Below are 18,623 nucleotides of genomic sequence, written 5' to 3'. Positions count from 1 at the left end.
CGAGGTGTCTGTTCCCCCTCGGCCGTCCGCGTCCTCCCTCAGCCGTCCTGATCGAGGAGCCCCGCGTCGTGCGCCAACAGAGCGATCTGGACGCGGTTGTTGAGGTCCAGTTTCGTCAGGATCCGGGAGACGTGCGCCTTGACCGTGGCGACGCTCAGGAACAGCTCGGCCGCGATGTCCGCGTTGGACCCGCCGCGGCCGACCGCGACGGCCACCTCGCGCTCGCGCTCCCCCAGCGAGTCCAGCCTCTCCAGCGCCCGCCGCCTGCGGTCCAGTTGCGGGTCCACGCCGGTCACCCGGGTGATCAGCTGCTGGGTCACCGTCGGCGAGAGCACCGGCTCCCCGGCGGCCACCGCGCGCACCGCCGCGACGATCTCGGCGGGTGCCGTGTCCTTGAGGACGAACCCCGCCGCGCCCGCGCGCAGGGCGCGCAGGACCTGCTCGTCGGCGTGGAAGGTGGTGAGGACGATGACCTCGGGGGCGCCCGGACGTCCGCGCAGCGCCTCCGTGGCGGCGAGGCCGTCCATCGTGGGCATGCGGATGTCCATCAGGACGACGTCGGGGCGCACTTCACCGACCAGCGCGGCGACCTCGGTGCCGTCGCCCGCCTCGCCGACGATCTCGATGTCGTCGGCGCCGCCGAGCATGAAGGAGAGTCCGGCGCGCACCAGCGGATCGTCGTCGACGAGCAGCAGCTTGATCGGTTTCGTGACCGGTTTCATGGCGCCCACGGTAGCCAGGCCTCCAGGTGGAATCCGCCGTCGGGTCCTGGCGTGTGGTGCAGCCTGCCGCCCGCGAGCGAGGCGCGTTCGGCGAGCCCGATCAGGCCCTGTCCGGAGCCGGGCACGTCGGGCACGTCGCCGGGCGGCGCGGGGTTGCGCACGGACAGGGTCAGGCCCTCGTCGGGCATGCCCGTGACGGTCACCGTCACCTCGGCGCCGGGGGCGTGCTTGCGGGCGTTGGTCAGGCCTTCCTGCGCGATACGGTAGGCGGTGCGGCCGAGGGCGGTGGGGACGGCGGCGGGGTCGGGGACGCGGTTGTCGAGGACGACCTTCATGCCCGCCTCGCGGGACTCGGCGACCAGGGTGTCCAGGGCGGCGAGCGTGGGCTGCGGGCGGCCCGAGGCGTCCGCGTCGCCGCCGCGCAGGACGCCGATCACCTGGCGCAGGTCCTGCAGGGCCTCGTGGGCGCTCTCCCGGATGACGCCGGCCGCCCGGGCGATCTCCGCGCGGGGTGCGTCCGGGCGGAATTCGAGGGCGCCCGCGTGCACGCTGAGCAGGGTGAGGCGGTGCGCGAGCACGTCGTGCATCTCGCGGGCGATGTCCTCGCGGGCGAGCCGCTGGGCCTGTTCGGCGCGGAGCGCGGCCTCGTTCTCCGCGCGGACGGCGCGGTCCCGCAGGCTGATCAGGAGCTCGCGCCGGGAGCGTACGAACATGCCCCAGCCGATGACCGCCGCGCTCGCCACGACGCCGAAGCCGATGGCGACCCCGTACGGCATCTCCGCGTCGGGCCGCAGCCGGTAGACGACGGGAACGGTGGCGATCGAGGCGCCGCCGACCCACGCGACGTACCGGAACGGGCGGTGCACGGCGAGGGTGAAGAGGGCCACCGCCGACGCACCGCCCGCCGTGTCGGAGATGAGCGAGACCGGCACCATCGCGACGGCGAGGCCGAGCGGCCAGCGCCTGCGCAGCCAGACCGCGGCGCAGGCGAGCGCGCCGACCACCTGGTCGAGCTCGGCGGCTCCCGGGGAGACGTTCGGGTTGGCGCCGACCGCGTCGGCGCCGATCATCCCGATGAGGACGGCGGCCAGGAAGCAGCCGAAGTCGGTGAACCAGTCGCGCGCGGTCCGCCGTGACCTGCGCCCCGCGCGGTCAGGGTCGAACTCCCGGGCAACGGCGGACGGCAGCGCCCACGGGCTCCCGGCCAGGGGCGTGCGACCGGGCTCGGACCTCGGCCCGGGCTCGGCCCTTCGCGTGGGGTCAGTGCCGCTCATGGTCGACAAATCTACGCACCGGTGGCCGCCGCGGCCCGCTCCGCGCGTGATCGTCTACCAAAGTCGCGCAGGTCACCGACTTTCGGACCGCTCACAAGGGAGATCCTCGCCCCGCGGCGGATGTCCGCGCGAAGGGTGCGGGACGACGATCTCCCCATGAAGCGGCTACTGGAGTTTCTCGGTGTGTTCCTGCTGTTCCAGGGCGCGGTCGGCCTGGTCAACGAGGTCACCGGCGGACTGCGCGGCTGGGGCCTGGTGCGGCGCCTCGGCTTCCTCGACGGCCATGAGATCTACGCGAGCGTGGCGCTGACCGTACTGGCCTTCGCGCTGTTCGCCGTCGCGGGGAGCCGGGGGACGGACTGAGTGCGCCCAGTGACCCGCAAAGGGGTCAGCAGCCGTGGTCGACCCGGTCGAACGAGGCGTAGTGGTCGGCGGTGTAGTAGTCCTCCTGGCTCTGCTCGCCGGTGACGATGCGGCGGGCACCGCGGTCGTCCGAGCCCGGCGTAATGACCGTGTACTCGTGGTAGTAGCCGGAGCCCTGCTGCGGCAGCTCGTTCTCGCGGTTCTGGAAGACCGTGCCGTCCTGCGGGAACGGGTAGGGGCCGCCCGCCTTGATCAGGTCGAAGGTGTCGTGCGCCTGGGAGGGCAGCGCGGAGTAGCAGATCTTGCCGACGGCGGTGACGGAGTGCGCGACCGGGGCGGCCGGCGCGGCGCTCGCGGTGGCGGCGACGGGACCGCCGACCAGGAGGGCGGCGGCGAGGGCGGTGGCGCCGAGGAACCGGCTTCGTGGGGGGATTCGCATGGGTCCAGTGTGACGCGCGTAGAGGTTGGCGTGTCAACGTCAAGTCTGTGAAGTTTTCCGGGAGTTCACCCCCTACCGCCGACCGGACACCCGAACGCCGTGAAGGAGGCCGCCGCGAGGAACCCCGCGGCGGCCGGACCCGGTTCGGCGTGACCCCGGCCCAGGGCCCTAGTAACTGCCGTACTCCGGGCGCCCCTCGCGCTCGTAGGTGCTGATGATGACGCCCGTGGACGTCGTGCGTGACTGCGCGTGCCGGAAGGCGGTGGGCAGGGCGCCCTCGGTGAAGAGGCGCTTGCCCGTGCCGAGGACGACGGGGAACGTCATCAGGTGCAGGGTGTCGATCAGGTCGTGCGCCATCAGGGAGCGGGCGAGGCCGGCGCTCCCGTGCATCTGCAGCTCGCGTCCCGGCTGCTCCTTGAGCGCGGTGACGTCCTTGACCAGGTCGTCGCGGCCGATGACGCGCGTGCCCTGCCACTCGGGGTCGGTCAGGGTGGTGCTCGCCACGTACTTCGGCAGGGAGTTGAGCCGCGAGGCGACCGGGTCGGTGGGGTCCGTCATCCTCGGCCAGTACCCGGCGAAGATCTCGTACGTCGCCCTGCCGAGCAGGAAGGCGTCGACCCGGTCGAAGTTCTGGCGCATGAAGGTGCCGAAGTCCTCGTCCCCGTAGGGCACCGACCAGCCGCCGTGTTCGAAGCCGCCGTCGCGGTCCTCGTCCGGGCCGCCCGGGGCCTGGATGACGCCGTCGAGGGTGAGGAACTGGGTGAGGGTGAGCTTCATGGCGAGCGCCTTCTCTCCGGTGGGGACCTGCCGAGGCCGTTCCGTACGGCTCTCACCCAGTCAGACCCCGCGGCCGCGCCGAAGTCATCGCTCGCCGCCGGACGTCGTGGCGCGCCCCCCGAACGGGCCGAGATCCGTGTCCGATTGCCGCCAGCCGATGCCGGCCCCGACGGCTTTCATTGAACCCGCAAGCACTTCTCGCCCAGAGCGGTGCGGAACCACCGATACACCTGCGGAAGAGGTACGGACATGTCTTCTCTCAACGGCAAGACCGCCCTGGTCACCGGCGGCAGCCGCGGCATGGGCGCGGCCATCGCGCTGCGCCTGGCCGAGGAGGGCGCGGACGTGGCGATCACCTACGTCCACGACGAGCCCGCGGCCCACGAGGTCGTCGCGAAGATCGAGTCCATGGGGCGGCGCGGCATCGCGCTGAAGGCCGACGCGGCGGACGCCGGGGACGCGGCCGGAGCCGTGGACCGGGCGGCCGACGACCTGGGCGGCCTGGACATCCTGGTGAACAACGCGGGCATCGGAGTCCTCGCCCCCCTCGGCGATCTGACGCTCGCCGATGTCGACCGCGTCCTCGCCGTCAACGTCCGCGGCGTCTTCCTGGCCTCGCAGACGGCGGCCGGGCTGCTGCGGGACGGCGGCCGGATCATCACCGTCGGCAGCGCCCTGGCCCGACGGGTGCCCGGCCCCGGCGCCGCCCTCTACGCCACGAGCAAGGCGGCGCTGATCGGGCTCAACAAGTCGCTCGCCCGGGAGTTGGGCGGCCGCGGGATCACGGCGAACCTCGTCCAGCCGGGCCCGGTCGACACCGACATGAACCCGGCGGACGGCCCCTTCGCCGACGGGCAGCGCGCCATGACCGCGCTCGGCCGCTTCGCCTCCGCCGGTGAGGTGGCGTCCCTGGTCGGCTATCTCGCCGGGGAGGACGCCGCGTTCGTGACCGGCACGGAGCTCACGGTCGACGGCGGGCACGCCGCCTGAGGCGCGTACGGAGAAGTGGGTGTGGGGCGCACCGGGGCTGTCCACCCGGTGCGCCCCACGTTCGAGGGGCGGGTCAGCCGCCCAGCTCCTGGTGACGGGCGGCCAGCTTGGCCGCGCCGTCCTCGGTCAGCGAACCGAACAGGCGCAGGCGGGAGATGCCGCCGTCCGGGAAGATGTCGACGCGGACGTGCGTGCCGACGACCGGCGCGTCGAGGACGAAGCGGTGGTTGGTGTCGGGCTGCAGGCGGGTGCGGGGCAGCGCCTCGGCCCACTCGCCCGATGCGCCGTCGCGTACCGAAAGGGCGGCCCAGCCGGCCGAGTTGCCCTTGAGGTAGGCGGTGTCGATCTCGACGACACGGATCTCGGACTGCTGGACCAGCCGGTAGCGGATCCAGTCGTTGCCGTTGTCGCGGCGCCGGCGGGTCTCCCAGCCGTCGTCCATCTTGCGGGAGCGGCCCGGCTGGATGGTGTTGGTGGCCGGGGAGTAGAAGCGGTCGGAGGCGTCCTCGACCTGGCCGCCGTTCTCCAGGGCGACGACGTCGAACGAGCCGAGCGCGGCGAGCCACTTGGGGTCGGCGACGACCTCGCCGTAGACCCGCAGGCGGGCGATGCCGCCGTCGGGGTGCTGGTTGACGCGCAGGTGCGTGAAGCGCTGCTCGACGTCGACGGCGAAGCCGTTGGCGGCGTGGCCGCCGACCGGCGTGCGCGGCACGAGGGTCGTCCACTTCACGTCGTCGCCGCAGAGCTCCTCGGGCGTCGGCGAACCGTCGACGCTGGTGCCCTCCACGGAGACGGCCTGCGGGTAGTTGCCGCGGAAGTGGGCGGTGTCGATGACGATGCCGCGCACGACGCCCGGGGCGCCGAGCCGGACGAGCGCCCAGTCGTGGTCGTCCGCGGTGGGCCAGGGGTGCTCGCTGGAGACGCCGCGCCGGCGGCGGGTCTCCCAGCCGTCCATGACCTTGCCCTTGTGCCCGAAGTGCTCGGGGTCGAACACGGCGGGGTGTGCGAGCAGCAGGTTCTCGCGCATCGCGAAGAACTCGTCGTTGGCGGCGATCACACCGGCGCCGAGCTGCCGGTCGGCGAGGTTGGCGTACTGGGTGAAGGGGAAGTCGGCCGTGCGGTAGTCGGCGTAGGGCTCGCCGCCGCCGTAGGGGCTGGCGTCGCCGGTGAAGTGAGGTATCGCCGTCACGTTCAGTTGTTCCTTTCCAGAAGTCGGCCTGCGGGTTCGCTGAACTCGCCGCCGTGCAGGATGCGTTCGCCGCGCAGCCAGGTGGACTTCACGACGCCGCTGAGGGTCTTGCCCGCGTACGCGGTGACCCGGTTCCGGTGCTGCAGCTCCGCGGGGTCCACGGTGAAGGTCTCGTCGGGCGCGAGGACCGCGAAGTCGGCGTCGCGGCCTGCCTCGATGGCGCCCTTCCGGTCGAGTCCGACCAGTTCCGCGGTGCGGGCGGACATCCACCGCACCACGTCGTCGAGACTGTGGCCGCGCTTGCGGGCCTCGGTCCAGATCGCCGGGAGGCTGAGCTGGAGCCCGGAGATGCCGCCCCACGCGGTCGCGAAGTCGTCGGTCTTGAGGTCCGCGGTGGACGGCGAGTGGTCCGTCACGATGCAGTCGATGGTGCCCTCGGCGAGCGCGTCCCAGAGCAGGTCCTGGTTGGCGGCCTCGCGGATGGGCGGGCAGCACTTGAACTCACTGGCGCCGTCGGGGACTTCCTCGGCGGTCAGGGTCAGATAGTGCGGGCACGTCTCGACGGTCAGCTCGACGCCTTCGCGCTTGGCGGCGGCGATGAGCGGGAGCGCGTCGGAGGAGGACAGGTGCAGGACGTGGACCCGCGCGCCGATCCGCTTGGCGACGGCGACGAGCCCCTCGATCGCGGTGTCCTCCGAGATACGGGGCCGGGTCTCCAGGTAGTCCGCGTACTTGGGCCCGCTCTTGTGCGGGGCGGCGTCCAGCTCGTGGGCGTCCTCCGCGTGCACGATCAGGAGCCCGCCGAACCCGGCGATCTCGGCCATGGAGGAGGCGAGCTGGTCCTGGTTCAGCGAGGGGAACTCGTCGACGCCCGAGGGCGAGAGGAAGCACTTGAAGCCGTAGACACCGGCGTCGTGCAGCGGCTTGAGGTCGGCCACGTTGTCGGGCAGTGCGCCGCCCCAGAACCCCACGTCGATGTGGGCCTTGGCGCGGGCGACCTCCTGCTTGGTGCGCAGGTTGTCCACCGTCGTCGTGGGCGGCAGGGAGTTCAGGGGCATGTCGACCAGGGTGGTGATGCCACCGGCGGCCGCGGCGCGGGTGGCGGTCCAGAAGCCCTCCCACTCGGTGCGGCCCGGGTCGTTCACGTGGACGTGCGTGTCGACCAGACCGGGCAGCAGCGCGTCGTCGCCGAGGTCCTCGAGGCGTGCGCCGTCCGGCACCTCGGCGTCGTACGCGTCAACCGCCACGATCCGGCCGCCGGAGACGGCGACCGAGGCGGCCCGAGTCCCCTGCGGAGTGACGACGCGGGTCGAGCGGAGCACCAGCTCCACCTCAGCACCCACCGTCGCGTCCACGTCCACGCCCTGTCCGGACACCCGCGTCCCCTCTCTTCTGTTCCGCTACACAGACCTTTTGCTTCCGCTTAACGGAATTCAACGTTCTGTTGAAGGAGTTTTCACGCTGGTGTCCACGGCGTCAAGGGTGGGCTTCGGCACCTCGCCGCCGGTGCACACTGATTCCGCCGCGCACTGGACGTTTCCACAACGTGGAATTAGAATTCCGCCTTACAGAACGTAGCTACGCACAACGTGAGCGCCGAGGGGAGCCGGGACAACCCTGCGAAGACGCGGACAAAGGCCCCCTGACCGGCGACGACGGCAGGCCGAGCAACAGTCCTCGGGAAGAACCGACCGGTAGGCTGCTTCCTTGCCCGCCAGCACCGAAAGGAACGCGCCGTGCCGACGTCAAGCGCCAGCGACGCCCCTGCTGAACTCGCCGCATCCAAGACCCCCGCCGCGAGCGGTGGCGTCCAGTCCCTCGAGCGCGCCTTCGATCTGCTCGAGCGGATGGCGGACGCGGGGGGCGAGGTCGGTCTCAGCGAACTCTCCGCCAGCAGCGGCCTGCCGCTCCCCACGATCCACCGTCTCATGCGCACCCTCGTCGCCTGCGGGTACGTACGCCAGCAGACCAACCGCCGCTACTCCCTCGGCCCCCGCCTGATCCGCCTCGGCGAATCCGCGTCGCGCCTGCTCGGCACGTGGGCCCGGCCCTACCTCGCCCGGCTCGTCGAGGAGACCGGCGAGACGGCGAACATGGCCCTGCTCGACGGCGACGAGATCGTGTACGTCGCGCAGGTGCCCTCCAAGCACTCCATGCGGATGTTCACCGAGGTCGGCCGACGGGTCCTGCCGCACTCCACGGGAGTCGGCAAGGCACTGCTCGCCCACACGTCCCCCGACGAGGTGCGGGCGCTGCTCGCCCGTACCGGGATGCCGGCCGCCACGGAGAAGACGATCACCACGCCGGAGGGCTTCCTCGCGGCCCTGGAGGACGTCCGCCGCGCCGGGTACGCGGTCGACGACAACGAACAGGAGATCGGCGTCCGGTGCCTGGCCGTGCCGGTCCCCGACTCCCCCACGGCCGCGGCGATCTCCATCTCGGGCCCCGCGGGCCGGGTCACCGAGGCGGCCACGGACAAGATCGTGCCGGTCCTTCAGCAGGTGGCGGTGGAACTGTCGGCGGCGCTGGCCAGCGCGGGGTCCGGCTCCTGAGCCCTGCCTTCCTCCTGAGCCCTGCCTCCCGCTGAACCCTGCTTCCCGCTGAACCCTGCTTTCAGCGACTCACCAGGGCGAAGTCCTGCGGGGTCATCCTCCGCAGGGTCCGGCGGTAGCCCCGCGGCTTGCGGGGGGCCGGGACCGTGAGGACCGCGCAGGGCGCGTGGGCGCGGAGGTAGCGGTGGGTGGCCGTCGTGCCGTGCCGGCCTGGGCGCGTGCCCAGGACCAGGAGGTCGTCCGGGTCCGTGGCGAGGCCGCACAGGGCGGGACCCGGACGGGACCTGATCACCCGGCGCTCGGCCACGACGCCGGGCGGCATACCGCCGAAGGCCTCGTCGAAGGCGCGGTCGAGGCGGGCCCGCGCCTGAGTCCACCAGTGCCTGGCCCACTCCGGGTCGGGGCGGTGCAGATATTTCCCCTCCCCCTCCGGCGGCTCCCAGGCCAGCACCGCGACCAGCACGCGGCCTCCGCGCCGGGCCTGCTCCGCGCCCGCCCGCAGCGCCGCGAGGCTCGCGAGCGACCCGCTCACCCCGACCACGACGCGCCCCTCGCGCCGCTCCTCCCCCGAGCCGCTTCCCGACCCGGCCCCTGCTCCGCTCCCCGCTCCCGCCTCGTGCCGCGCCATCAGTGGTACCCCTTCCCAGGCCAAAGCAGCCGTCCGGACTCGTCCGAAGATCTCTGAGAGGGAGTCTGTACGCTGACTGGCCTGGAAGGCAGGGCCAATCAGCGGGAGTTGGCATGGAAGACATACGTGTGGTCCACCCCGTGGACAGGAGGCTCGGAAGCCGTCAGCTGGCCGGACTCCTGACCGGCACCTGCGGCGAGCGCCCCGGCTACCGAGCCCTCGCGCACGGCGTGCGCACCCTCCTGCTCGACGGCCGCATCCCGCTGCACACCCGGCTGCCCGCCGAGCGCGAGCTCGCCTCGGCCCTGACCGTCAGCCGAGCCACCGTCACGGCGGCGTACGACGTGCTGCGCGAGGGCGGCTACGCGCGCAGCCGCCGCGGCGCGGGCACCTGGACCGAGCTGCCGCAGGGCCGCCGGCCGTCCAGCGTGGCGGTGTTCCCCGCGGGCGACGACGTCCTGGACCTGGCGGTGGCGGCGCCCGGCGCACCCGAGGCGGAGCTCACGGCGGCGCTGGCCTCGGCGGGCGCGATGCTGGCCCGGCACGCGCCGACGCCGGGCTACCACCCGTACGGGATACCGGAGTTGCGGGCCGCCGTCGCCGACCGCTTCGCCCGGCGCGGGCTGCCCACGCTGGCGGACCAGATCCTCATCACCACCGGCGCCCAGCACGCGGTGTCCCTGGTCCTCTCCCTCCTCGGCAGGCAGGGCGACCGGGTCCTCGTCGAGAACCCGTCGTACCCGAACGCCCTCGACGCGATCCGCGACGCGCAGCTGCGGGCGGTGCCGGTCCCGGTCACCGAGGACGGCTGGGACAGCGATCTCGTCGAGTCGTCGCTGCGGCAGGCGGCGCCCCGCATCGCGTACCTCGTGCCGGACTTCCAGAATCCGACGGGCTGCCTGATGCCGCGCGAGCAGCGGGTGCGCATCCTGGAGACGGCCCGCGCCACGGGCACCTGGCTCCTGATCGACGAGACGATCGCGGACATCGCGCTGGACGTACCGCCGCCCGCGCCGTTCGCCTCGCTGGCGCCGCACGGGGTGGGCGAACAGGTCCTCACCGTGGGCTCGTTGAGCAAGACGCACTGGGGCGGACTGCGGATCGGCTGGGTGCGGGCCGGGTCGGGGCTGATCACCGAACTGGCGACGAAGCGCGTGGCGAGCGACATGGCCACGCCCGTCATCGAGCAGCTGGTGGCGCTCCAGCTGCTGCGCGGGATGGACGACGTGCTGCGCGAGCGGCTGCCCCGGCTGCGGGCGCAGCGGGACGCGCTTGCCGCGTCCCTCGCCCGCCATCTGCCGGAGTGGCGCTGGCGGTTGCCGCCGGGCGGGCTCTCCCTCTGGGTGGACCTGGGCCGGCCGATCGCGTCGTCACTGGCCCGCGCGGCGCTCGCGCACGGCGTACGGATCGAGGGCGGTTCGCGCTTCGGCGCGGACCCGGGGACGCACGAGCACCGGCTGCGCATTCCGTACACGCTCTCGCCGGAGCGCTCGGAACAGGCCGTGCTGCGCCTTGCGACCGCGCTCTCCGGCGACCTGCGGGCCACGGGCGCCCCGGGGACGGACGTGAACCGCCGCCACTGGGTGGCCTGACGCCGAGCCCGCCCGGGCTGAGAGCCTGGCTCTGACCGGCTCTCAGCCCTTCCCCGGCTCCCCGAACATCTCCACCGCGCCCCGTACCCCCGCAAGGCCCGCGGCGAGTGCGCTGACCGAGCCGATCGCGCCCGCCACGAGCAGGAGGGACCGGCGCATCCTGGGGATCTCGGGGGCGCCGCCGTACGCCATCTCGGCGAGCGCGGCCAGTTCGTCCTCGGCGATGCCACGGTCCGTGAACTCCGCCGGGTGCGCGGCGAGTTCACGGCGCAGCCGGGCCACGGCGGTGCGCAGTTCCGCCACCCGCGGGTCCTCGTCGCTGCCGTTCACTCGCATCTGTCCCACACTCGGCAACACAGTTCTCCCCCTCGCGCGCCTCCGGCGCGCCGTTCTCGTGCTTGTCGTGCTTGTCGTGCTGATTCCAGCGGTCCTCGTGGTGCTGGTCAGGCACCTGGGGACCGCGGGTCAGTAAACCTTCCCCGATAGTGATGCGCCACTTTGCGAGGGCTGTGAAGGACGTGACCACTGCCACGCACACGTGGACCCCGTTGGGTGTATCCAGGAGGCATGACGACTGAAGCGACGAACGCGCAGGCCGACGGGGCGGGGGAGGTCGTCGGGCTACTGCTCGCCGCGGGGGGCGGGCGGCGCCTCGGCGGGCGCCCGAAGGCCCTCCTGGAGCACCGGGGCCGCCCGCTGGTGGAGCACGCCGTACGGGTGCTGCGCGAGGCCGGGTGTGCACGGGTGCACGTGGTCCTCGGGGCGTCCGCCGACGCCGTGCGCGCACGGGCCTCGCTCCCCCACTGCGTACTGATCGACAACCCGGAGTGGGAGGAGGGGATGGGCTCCTCGCTCCGGCTGGGCCTGGACTCGCTGCGGGGCACCGGCGCGGCCGCCGCCCTGGTCTCGCTCGTCGACCAGCCGGGGATCGGTGCGGCGGCCACCGCCCGCGTGCGCGCCGCGTACCGCTCGCCCTCGACGCTCGCGGCGGCCGCGTACGGCGGGCGCCGGGGCCATCCGGTCCTGTTCGGGTCCGCGCATTGGGCGGGGATCGGGGCGACCGCGGTGGGCGACCGGGGGGCACGCGACTACCTGCGGGAGCACGCGCGTGAGATCTCTCTCGTCGAGTGCGGGGACGTGGCGCAGGCGTACGACATCGACACGGCCGAGGACCTCCACCGGCTGGAGCCGGAGCCCGGAATCACGGCCTCCGGGGCGTCCGGCGCCCCGGCCCACATGGAGTGACCGGCATGGCACTCAGCGACACGTTCTGTCGACGAGAAGAATCTCGACATCAACAAACCATTGAACTTCCACCATGAGGAAACTAGTATCCACTGACCAGAAGGCCCGTTACCTCGGACGGGGCCCCTCAGCCGTACCTCGGCTCCTGTGGCACCCAGTGCCACCGTGTCTGCCCGGCGGCTCGGCCGCGGCACCGTCCGTGCAGCTCTCTGAAGGAAGTGACAGCTCATGTCCGCACTAGCGCCGTCGCCGCTGGCCATCGTCGACGCAGAGCCCCTGCCCCGGCAGGAAGAGGTGCTCACCGACGCGGCCCTCGCCTTTGTGGCCGAGCTGCACCGGCTGTTCACGCCCCGGCGTGACGAGCTCCTCGCCCGCCGCGGCGAGCGCCGTGCCGAGATCGCCCGCACCTCCACCCTGGACTTCCTCCCGGAGACCGCCGCGATCCGCGAGGACGACTCCTGGAAGGTCGCGCCGGCCCCGGCCGCGCTGAACGACCGCCGCGTGGAGATCACGGGTCCGACCGACCGCAAGATGACCATCAACGCCCTCAACTCGGGCGCCAGGGTCTGGCTCGCCGACTTCGAGGACGCGTCCGCCCCCACGTGGGAGAACGTGATCCTCGGCCAGCTCAACCTCACCGACGCCTACGAGCGCCGCATCGACTTCACGGACGAGCGCAGCGGCAAGTCGTACGCCCTCAAGGGCGCCGACGAGCTCGCCACGGTCGTCATGCGGCCGCGCGGCTGGCACCTGGACGAGCGGCACCTCCAGGTCGACGGCAAGCCGGTGCCCGGCGCGCTCGTCGACTTCGGCCTGTACTTCTTCCACAACGCCAAGCGCCTCATCGAGCTCGGCAAGGGCCCGTACTTCTACCTCCCGAAGACGGAGTCGTACCTGGAGGCCCGCCTCTGGAACGACATCTTCGTCTTCGCGCAGGACTACGTCGGCATCCCGCAGGGCACCGTCCGCGCGACCGTCCTGATCGAGACGATCACGGCCGCGTACCAGATGGAGGAGATCCTCTACGAGCTGCGCGACCACGCCTCCGGGCTGAACGCAGGCCGCTGGGACTACCTCTTCTCCATCGTCAAGAACTTCCGTGACGGCGGCTCGAAGTTCGTCCTGCCGGACCGCAACCTGGTGACGATGACCGCCCCGTTCATGCGGGCGTACACCGAACTCCTCGTCCGCACCTGCCACAAGCGCGGCGCGCACGCGATCGGCGGCATGGCGGCCTTCATCCCGTCCCGCAAGGACGCCGAGGTCAACAAGGTCGCCTTCGAGAAGGTCAAGAACGACAAGGACCGCGAGGCGGGCGACGGCTTCGACGGCTCCTGGGTCGCACACCCGGACCTGGTCCCGATCGCGATGAAGTCCTTCGACGCCGTCCTCGGCGAGAAGCCGAACCAGAAGGACCGCCTGCGCGAGGACGTGAACGTCGCCCCTGGCGACCTGATCGCCATCGACTCCCTCGACGCGAAGCCCACGTACGACGGGCTGGTCAACGCCGTCCAGGTCGGCATCCGTTACATCGAGGCCTGGCTGCGGGGCCTCGGCGCCGTCGCCATCTTCAACCTCATGGAGGACGCGGCCACCGCCGAGATCTCGCGCTCGCAGATCTGGCAGTGGATCAACGCGGGCGTCGTCTTCGAGACGGGCCAGACCGCCACCGCCGACCTCGCCCGCGAGGTCGCCGCCGCCGAACTGGACGCCATCCGCGCCGAGATCGGCGACGAGGCCTTCGCGGCCGGCAAGTGGCAGCAGGCCCACGACCTCCTCCTCCAGGTCTCCCTGGACGCGGACTACGCGGACTTCCTGACCCTCCCCGCGTACGAGCAGCTGCGCTGATCTCCGCAGGCAGCGCAGGACGAAGCCCCCGGCACCGCACAGCGCCGGGGGCTTCGGCGTTCAAAGACAGGCTCTCAGCCGACGTGCCGCGACCAGTCCTGCTCCGCGGGGGGCTTGCCGTGCAGGTCGGGGACCCGCTTCAGCCAGGCGGGCCGGCCCTTCTCGGTGGCCTCGGCACGGCGTGCGTCGGCGGCCGCCAGCTCGCCCCTGCTGGGGAAGTCGGTCGGCAGCCACGCGGCGGAGGAGCGGGCGCGGGCCAGCAGATGACCGACGTACGCCGCGCGCGCCTCGTCCGGAGAGGTGAAGCCGGGCTCGTCGGCCAGCCAGGCGTCCGGGACGAGGCCGACGATCTCGCGGAGCACCGACTCCGTGACGAGCGGCGCCAGTTCGGCGTCGGCCGCCACCGTGTCCGGGCCGTACACCCCCAGGGCGTGGTGGCGGAAGTCGTACGCCTTCTCGGGCGCGGAGGCACCCCAGCGGTGGTGGAAGACCAGGGCGGCCCCGTGGTCGATGAGCCACAGCTTCGGCGGCCGGACGCCGAAGGTGGGCCAGACCATCAGGTTCGAGCTGTGCACCGTGCGGTCGACGTTGGCCGTGAGGGCGTCGAGCCAGACGACCTTGCCCGCCTCCAGCGGGTCGACGTCGACGGCGTCCGGGGTGAAGTCCTTCGCGCCCGGCAGCAGATCCATGCCGAGGTTGAGACCGGCGCTGGCGTGCAGCAGGTCCTGGACCTCCTGGTGCGGTTCGTCGGCGGCGACGGCCGGATCGAAGTGCACGAGGACCAGCTCCGGGAAGCGCAGCCCGAGACGGCGCGCCAGCTCACCGACGATGATCTCGGCGACGAGCGCCTTGCGCCCCTGTGCGGACCCGGTGAACTTGACGACATACGTACCGAGATCGTCGGCCTCGACGACACCGGGGACGGAGCCGCCGGTGCGCAGGGGTTCGACGTAGCGGATCGCGGTGACCTCTCGCAGCATGTCCACGGCCCCCAGTCCTACGAGGGCGTTACGCCCTTGCTTCCGGCTTCCGGTATCCGGTATCCGGCACGAAGTGAGCATATTAACCGGGCGGGACGCGAGGGGTGGGGTGGTGGTGCCGTGGTGGAGGCGGTTCAGCAGATCGACCGGTAGGGGACGTCCGGGATGTACGTCTTCCACTCCTCCCGCGACAGCGGGCCGCCGACGCGCCCGCACGCGTCGTCGGCTATCCGGTCCGGTGCGACGGTGTAGCGCTGTACGGGGGCGTGCTCACCGGAGACGCGCAGCGCGTCGCCCCGTCGGCTGAAGGAGAGCGCGAGCACGGCGCCGCCGGGGGTCAGCACCCGTGTGCCCAGCTGCGTGCGGGAGGGGATGTCCCACAGGTGCACGGCCCCCGCCCCGTCCCCGACGGCGAGCGTGCGCTCGTCGGGCGAGAACGCCAGGGCGCGGATGGGCAGCGAGTCGTTGCGCCGGCTGGGGGCGGGCGGCCCGGCCAGAACTCCCCGGCGCCTCCTGACGTCACCGTCCCACAGGGTCACGCGGCCGGCCGTGTCACCGACCGCGAGGTACGTGCCGCCGGGGCTGAAGGCGAGGGAGCGCGGCGCTTCATCGCTGAGGGTGTGGTCCGCGAACTGCTGGATGCCGGTCCTCGCGACCTTGTTCCGGGTGGTGGCAAGGAGCCTGCCGTCCGGTCGCAGGGCCACTCTGCCGCCCCCCGTGACGACCAGCGCGGAGCCCTGGTAAGCCATCCTGCTCGTCCGCCTGCCCTTCTCGGTGTTCCACTCCTCGACGCGCCGGCCGTCGGACCGCAGGACCCAGAGATGGCCCGCGTCCGCACCGAGTGCGACCGCGCCTGCGCCGTCGACGACGGGAATTCCCCCGAAGCTCGTCGAGTGGCTCTCGTAGTTCTTCCCGACGTCGCTCTTCCCGACATCGTTCTTCCCGACGTCCCACGTGGTGAAGGCCGTCGGGTGCCGGGCGTCACGTACGGCTGCCGCGTATCCGAAGGTGGCGCCGTCCGAGCTGAACGTCATCGCGGTGGCGGCGGAGCGACGCGGCGGCTTCCGGTGGGGCGGCACCGAGGGCACGAGCCCCGTGACCGAGCGCAGCACTGCGCCGGTGTCCGGGTGCCGGAAACTCAGCGTGTCCTTCCCCGCGTCGCGGCGGACCGTGCTGAGGAGACCGCCGTCGGGGCTGAACAGGGCGGCGTCGACCGGGTCCGCGCTCCACGTGGCATCGGCCATGTCGGCCACGTCGATCGACCGGACCTCTCGCCAGGAGCCCCCGGTCTGGAACCGCAGGGTCCTGCCGTCGGCGCCCCATCGCAGTGCGCGGGCCCGGCTCTGGCCTCTCAGTGGATAGCGCAGCGACGGCGTGTCCGAGCGGGCGGTGCGCCATATCAGGATCTCCCCGTCCACCACACCGGCGAGAAACCTGCCGTCAGGGCTGAAGGCGGCTTCCCGGAGCCCCGGCCTCCTGATGCTCCAGGACTTCTCTCCGCCCGGGAGCCGCCACGCGTCGACCCCGTTGTCGCCCATACGCGCCAGGGTCTTCCCGTCGGGAGTGAATCCGAGGCCGCCGGGGAGGAGTTCCGGGCCTGACCGTGCGGATCCGCACCTCCCGCCGGAGTCGATGGTGACGGTCTTCCTGCGTCGGGCGATGTCCCAGACCTCTATGAGCCCGCCCGGCCCGCAGATCGCCGTCTGCCGGTCGTCCGCGCTGACGGTCCGCGACGACGGGCCGTCGGTCCTAACCTTCAGGAGCGTTCGGTGGTGGGCCAGGTCCCACAGCCGGACGGTCTCCCCGGCCCCGGCCCCGGCCCCGGCCCCGACCCCGACCCCGTGTCCGTCTCCGTCTTCGTCTTCGTCTCCGTCGGATTCGGTGACGGTGAGGATGCGGCCGCTCGGGCTGAAGTCCGCCGCTTCGCCGGAGGAGTTCGGCACAGGGGCACCGTCCAGCCAGCCGGACTCCAGGTCCCAGAGGCTGATCCCCTCCAAACCGTCGAGCGCCAGCTTCTTCCCGTCCGGGCTCAGCTCCACCGGTCTCAGGGAGTTGACCCGGAACCAGTTGCGGGATTCGGTGACCTGCCGGTGCGAGCGCACGTCCCAGCTCTGTGCGTAGTCGTCGCTCACGCTGACGACCCGCCTCCCGTCGCCACTGAGACGGCGCAGGGCGGCGGGGTGGGTGTCGCGCAGCCGGAAGACGTCGTCCTCCCGGTCCGTGGTGAGGCCGATGAGAGCGGACCGCGTCTCGGGGAGGTCGGCGAGCCGGTAGGCGGCGACACTCAGCAGCCGCGCCCTTTCGGGGTCGGTGTCGCGCAGCCCCTCCGCGACCTCGGCCACCTGGCGGGCTCTCGCCTGGAGGCTCTGCCGCTCGCTGGAGCGACTCTGCTGCCACGCGACGGACCCGGCGACCAGAGCCACCACGACCAACAGGGCCAGTGCGCCGATCGCGGCGTGGCGCACGCGCCTCTCGCGGGTACGGGCGGCCGTGCCGGCCGTGAGGTAGCGGCGTTCCCGTGACGTCAGTTCCTCCTGGCGGCGGGGCGTGCCGAAGGCCGCTTCCGCTTCAGCGAGTGCGTTGCCGCGCAACAGTGACCCGCTGTCCTGCCCCCGCTCGGCCCAGTCGCGTGCGGCTTCGGCGAGCCGGTGGTGGAGGAGGAGTGTCCTGCGGTCCTCCTCGATCCAGCTCCGCAGCCGGGGCCAGGCGGTGATGAGTGCCTCGTGGGCCAGGTCGACGGTGCCGTCGGCGACCGTGATCAGCCGTGCCCGGGCCAGACATTCCAGGACGTGGTGGGCGTGCGTGCCCTCGCCGGCTTCCAGCTCGTCCCGCCCGGCGGGCCGCCTGGTGTCCGGCGTGCCCTGGCCGGGGGTGATCAGCCGGAGCAGCAGGCGGCGGGCCAGGACCTGTTCATCCGGTGTCAGCCCGCCGTAGACGGCTTCGGCGGTGCGGGCGACGGCGCCGTCGATGCCGCCCACGGCCTCGTAACTCTCCAGCGTCAGTGTGCGGCCGCGGCGCCGGCGCCAGACTTCGCGCAGGGCGTGCGACATGAGGGGCAGGCCGCCCGGCTCGTCGGCGACCTCGTCCACCAGCCGTGCGGTCAGGGCGCGTTCCACGATCAGGGTGCGCGCCGCGGCGGGCTTGATGATCGCCTCCCGCAGCTCGTGCCGGTTCATGGGCACGACCGGCAGCGCGGCCTCCGCCAGTACGGCGACCAGGGCCCGGTGCTCCAGGCAGCGCGCGTAGAAGTCGGCTCGTACGCCGATGACGACGCGCACCCGGGCGTCGAGCCCGTCCCCCAGGAGCGCGTCCAGGAAGGCGGTGCGCTCCTGGATGTCATGGCAGAGGGCGAAGACTTCCTCGAACTGGTCGACGATCAGCCAGGTTTCTCCCGGTGCGCTCGCCGGGACGAGCTTGTCCCGGTGCGTGTGCAGGGGCCGCGGCCCGGGGGTGAAGATCCGAATGGCGGCCGGTCTGTCGGCTGTGTCGGTGGCGCGTCGCAGGTGGGCGATCAACCCCGCGCGCAGCAGTGAGGACTTGCCGCTGCCCGAGGGGCCGAGCACCACGCTGGTCCGGTGGGCGCGTGCCAGGGCGACCAGGTCGTCCATCAGGCGCCGCCGTCCGAAGAAGCAGTCGCTGTCGTCCACTTCGTAGCGGGCCAGCCCCGGGTAGGGGCCGCTCTCCTCGGAGTCGTCGGCGTCGGGCACCGGCTGCCGGGCCAGTTCGCGGCTCGTCTCCTCCCAGTGCCTCTCCCAGTGCGCGGGGTCACCACCGCAGGCCCGCGCGTACGCGAGCGTGATCTCCAGCGACGGCAGCCTCTCCCCCGCCACCGCCTGGGACAGCGCGGTCACCGAGTAACCGGTCCGCTGGGCCATCGTCCGGTACGGCAGGCTCTCGGCCTCGTGCCGCAACTTCCGCAGCTCGTAGGCGAGACGGGACACCGGTCCGGCCGCGGGATCCACTGGTTTCTCTCGTCGCCCCATCCACGGCCCCCCTGACCATTCGTCACGCGATCACAACCTAC

At 72.4% G+C, this 18,623-nt stretch carries 16 protein-coding genes; 6 read left to right on the top strand and 10 right to left on the bottom strand.

The annotated features are described in order from the left end of the window. Positions 1-38 precede the first annotated feature (38 nt). Positions 39-722 (bottom strand): response regulator, encoded by a 684-nt coding sequence (locus ACFVYL_RS23455; protein ID WP_389719166.1) that lies wholly within the window; start codon positions 720-722, stop codon positions 39-41. Further along, positions 719-1,996, bottom strand: a complete 1,278-nt coding sequence (locus ACFVYL_RS23450; protein WP_389719164.1) for a sensor histidine kinase — start codon at positions 1,994-1,996, stop codon at positions 719-721. Before ACFVYL_RS23450 ends, ACFVYL_RS23455 begins: the two co-directional genes overlap by 4 nt. Before the next feature lie 156 nt (positions 1,997-2,152). Here ACFVYL_RS23450 and ACFVYL_RS23445 point away from each other — a divergent pair, with 156 nt between their 5' ends. Next, positions 2,153-2,359, top strand: a complete 207-nt coding sequence (locus tag ACFVYL_RS23445; RefSeq protein WP_389719162.1) for a hypothetical protein — start codon at positions 2,153-2,155, stop codon at positions 2,357-2,359. 25 nt (positions 2,360-2,384) lie between these two features. Here ACFVYL_RS23445 and ACFVYL_RS23440 read toward each other — a convergent pair whose 3' ends face one another. Together ACFVYL_RS23440 and ACFVYL_RS23435 are read right to left on the bottom strand one after the other, a co-directional pair. Then, positions 2,385-2,798, bottom strand: a complete 414-nt coding sequence (locus ACFVYL_RS23440) for a ribonuclease domain-containing protein (protein WP_389719161.1) — start codon at positions 2,796-2,798, stop codon at positions 2,385-2,387. 168 nt (positions 2,799-2,966) lie between these two features. Next, a complete protein-coding gene (locus ACFVYL_RS23435) occupies positions 2,967-3,575 on the bottom strand; it encodes a dihydrofolate reductase family protein (protein WP_389719160.1) in 609 nt (202 codons plus the stop codon). Between the two features lie 249 nt (positions 3,576-3,824). On the opposite strand from ACFVYL_RS23435, the gene ACFVYL_RS23430 reads away from it, so the two are divergent. Continuing rightward, positions 3,825-4,565 (top strand): SDR family NAD(P)-dependent oxidoreductase, encoded by a 741-nt coding sequence (locus ACFVYL_RS23430; protein WP_389719158.1) that lies wholly within the window; start codon positions 3,825-3,827, stop codon positions 4,563-4,565. Positions 4,566-4,638: 73 nt separating this feature from the next. Here the strand turns inward: ACFVYL_RS23430 and alc are convergent, their stop codons facing one another. Both alc and allB read right to left on the bottom strand, forming a co-directional pair. Beyond that, a complete protein-coding gene (alc, locus tag ACFVYL_RS23425) occupies positions 4,639-5,754 on the bottom strand; it encodes an allantoicase (RefSeq protein WP_389719156.1) in 1,116 nt (371 codons plus the stop codon). 2 nt (positions 5,755-5,756) lie between these two features. Continuing rightward, positions 5,757-7,130, bottom strand: a complete 1,374-nt coding sequence (allB, locus tag ACFVYL_RS23420) for an allantoinase AllB (RefSeq protein WP_389719155.1) — start codon at positions 7,128-7,130, stop codon at positions 5,757-5,759. A gap of 360 nt (positions 7,131-7,490) precedes the next feature. Between allB and ACFVYL_RS23415 the strand changes: the two genes are divergently transcribed. After that, positions 7,491-8,306 (top strand): IclR family transcriptional regulator, encoded by an 816-nt coding sequence (locus ACFVYL_RS23415; RefSeq protein ID WP_389719153.1) that lies wholly within the window; start codon positions 7,491-7,493, stop codon positions 8,304-8,306. A gap of 61 nt (positions 8,307-8,367) precedes the next feature. Here ACFVYL_RS23415 and ACFVYL_RS23410 read toward each other — a convergent pair whose 3' ends face one another. Next, positions 8,368-8,934 (bottom strand): universal stress protein, encoded by a 567-nt coding sequence (locus ACFVYL_RS23410; protein WP_389719151.1) that lies wholly within the window; start codon positions 8,932-8,934, stop codon positions 8,368-8,370. 113 nt (positions 8,935-9,047) lie between these two features. Between ACFVYL_RS23410 and ACFVYL_RS23405 the strand changes: the two genes are divergently transcribed. Further along, positions 9,048-10,526: a PLP-dependent aminotransferase family protein gene (locus ACFVYL_RS23405; protein ID WP_389719150.1), complete on the top strand. Its 1,479-nt coding sequence runs from the start codon at positions 9,048-9,050 to the stop codon at positions 10,524-10,526. Between the two features lie 42 nt (positions 10,527-10,568). Here ACFVYL_RS23405 and ACFVYL_RS23400 read toward each other — a convergent pair whose 3' ends face one another. After that, positions 10,569-10,862, bottom strand: a complete 294-nt coding sequence (locus tag ACFVYL_RS23400; protein WP_389719256.1) for a DUF5955 family protein — start codon at positions 10,860-10,862, stop codon at positions 10,569-10,571. Positions 10,863-11,093: 231 nt separating this feature from the next. Between ACFVYL_RS23400 and ACFVYL_RS23395 the strand changes: the two genes are divergently transcribed. Further along, positions 11,094-11,771, top strand: a complete 678-nt coding sequence (locus ACFVYL_RS23395; protein WP_389719149.1) for an NTP transferase domain-containing protein — start codon at positions 11,094-11,096, stop codon at positions 11,769-11,771. A gap of 228 nt (positions 11,772-11,999) precedes the next feature. After that, on the top strand, positions 12,000-13,619 hold the full coding sequence (aceB, locus tag ACFVYL_RS23390; RefSeq protein ID WP_389719148.1) for a malate synthase A: 1,620 nt from the start codon (positions 12,000-12,002) through the stop codon (positions 13,617-13,619). A gap of 74 nt (positions 13,620-13,693) precedes the next feature. Here aceB and ACFVYL_RS23385 read toward each other — a convergent pair whose 3' ends face one another. After that, positions 13,694-14,599, bottom strand: a complete 906-nt coding sequence (locus ACFVYL_RS23385) for a HipA family kinase (protein ID WP_389719254.1) — start codon at positions 14,597-14,599, stop codon at positions 13,694-13,696. A 134-nt stretch (positions 14,600-14,733) separates the two neighbouring features. Beyond that, positions 14,734-18,582: a hypothetical protein gene (locus ACFVYL_RS23380; protein ID WP_389719146.1), complete on the bottom strand. Its 3,849-nt coding sequence runs from the start codon at positions 18,580-18,582 to the stop codon at positions 14,734-14,736. Positions 18,583-18,623 lie beyond the last annotated feature (41 nt).

Origin of the sequence: Streptomyces sp. NPDC058308, from assembly GCF_042880275.1 — a bacterium.
GTDB lineage: Bacteria > Actinomycetota > Actinomycetes > Streptomycetales > Streptomycetaceae > Streptomyces.
Note: the sequence above shows the minus strand (reverse complement) of the source record. Positions and strands in the feature narration are given on the sequence as shown.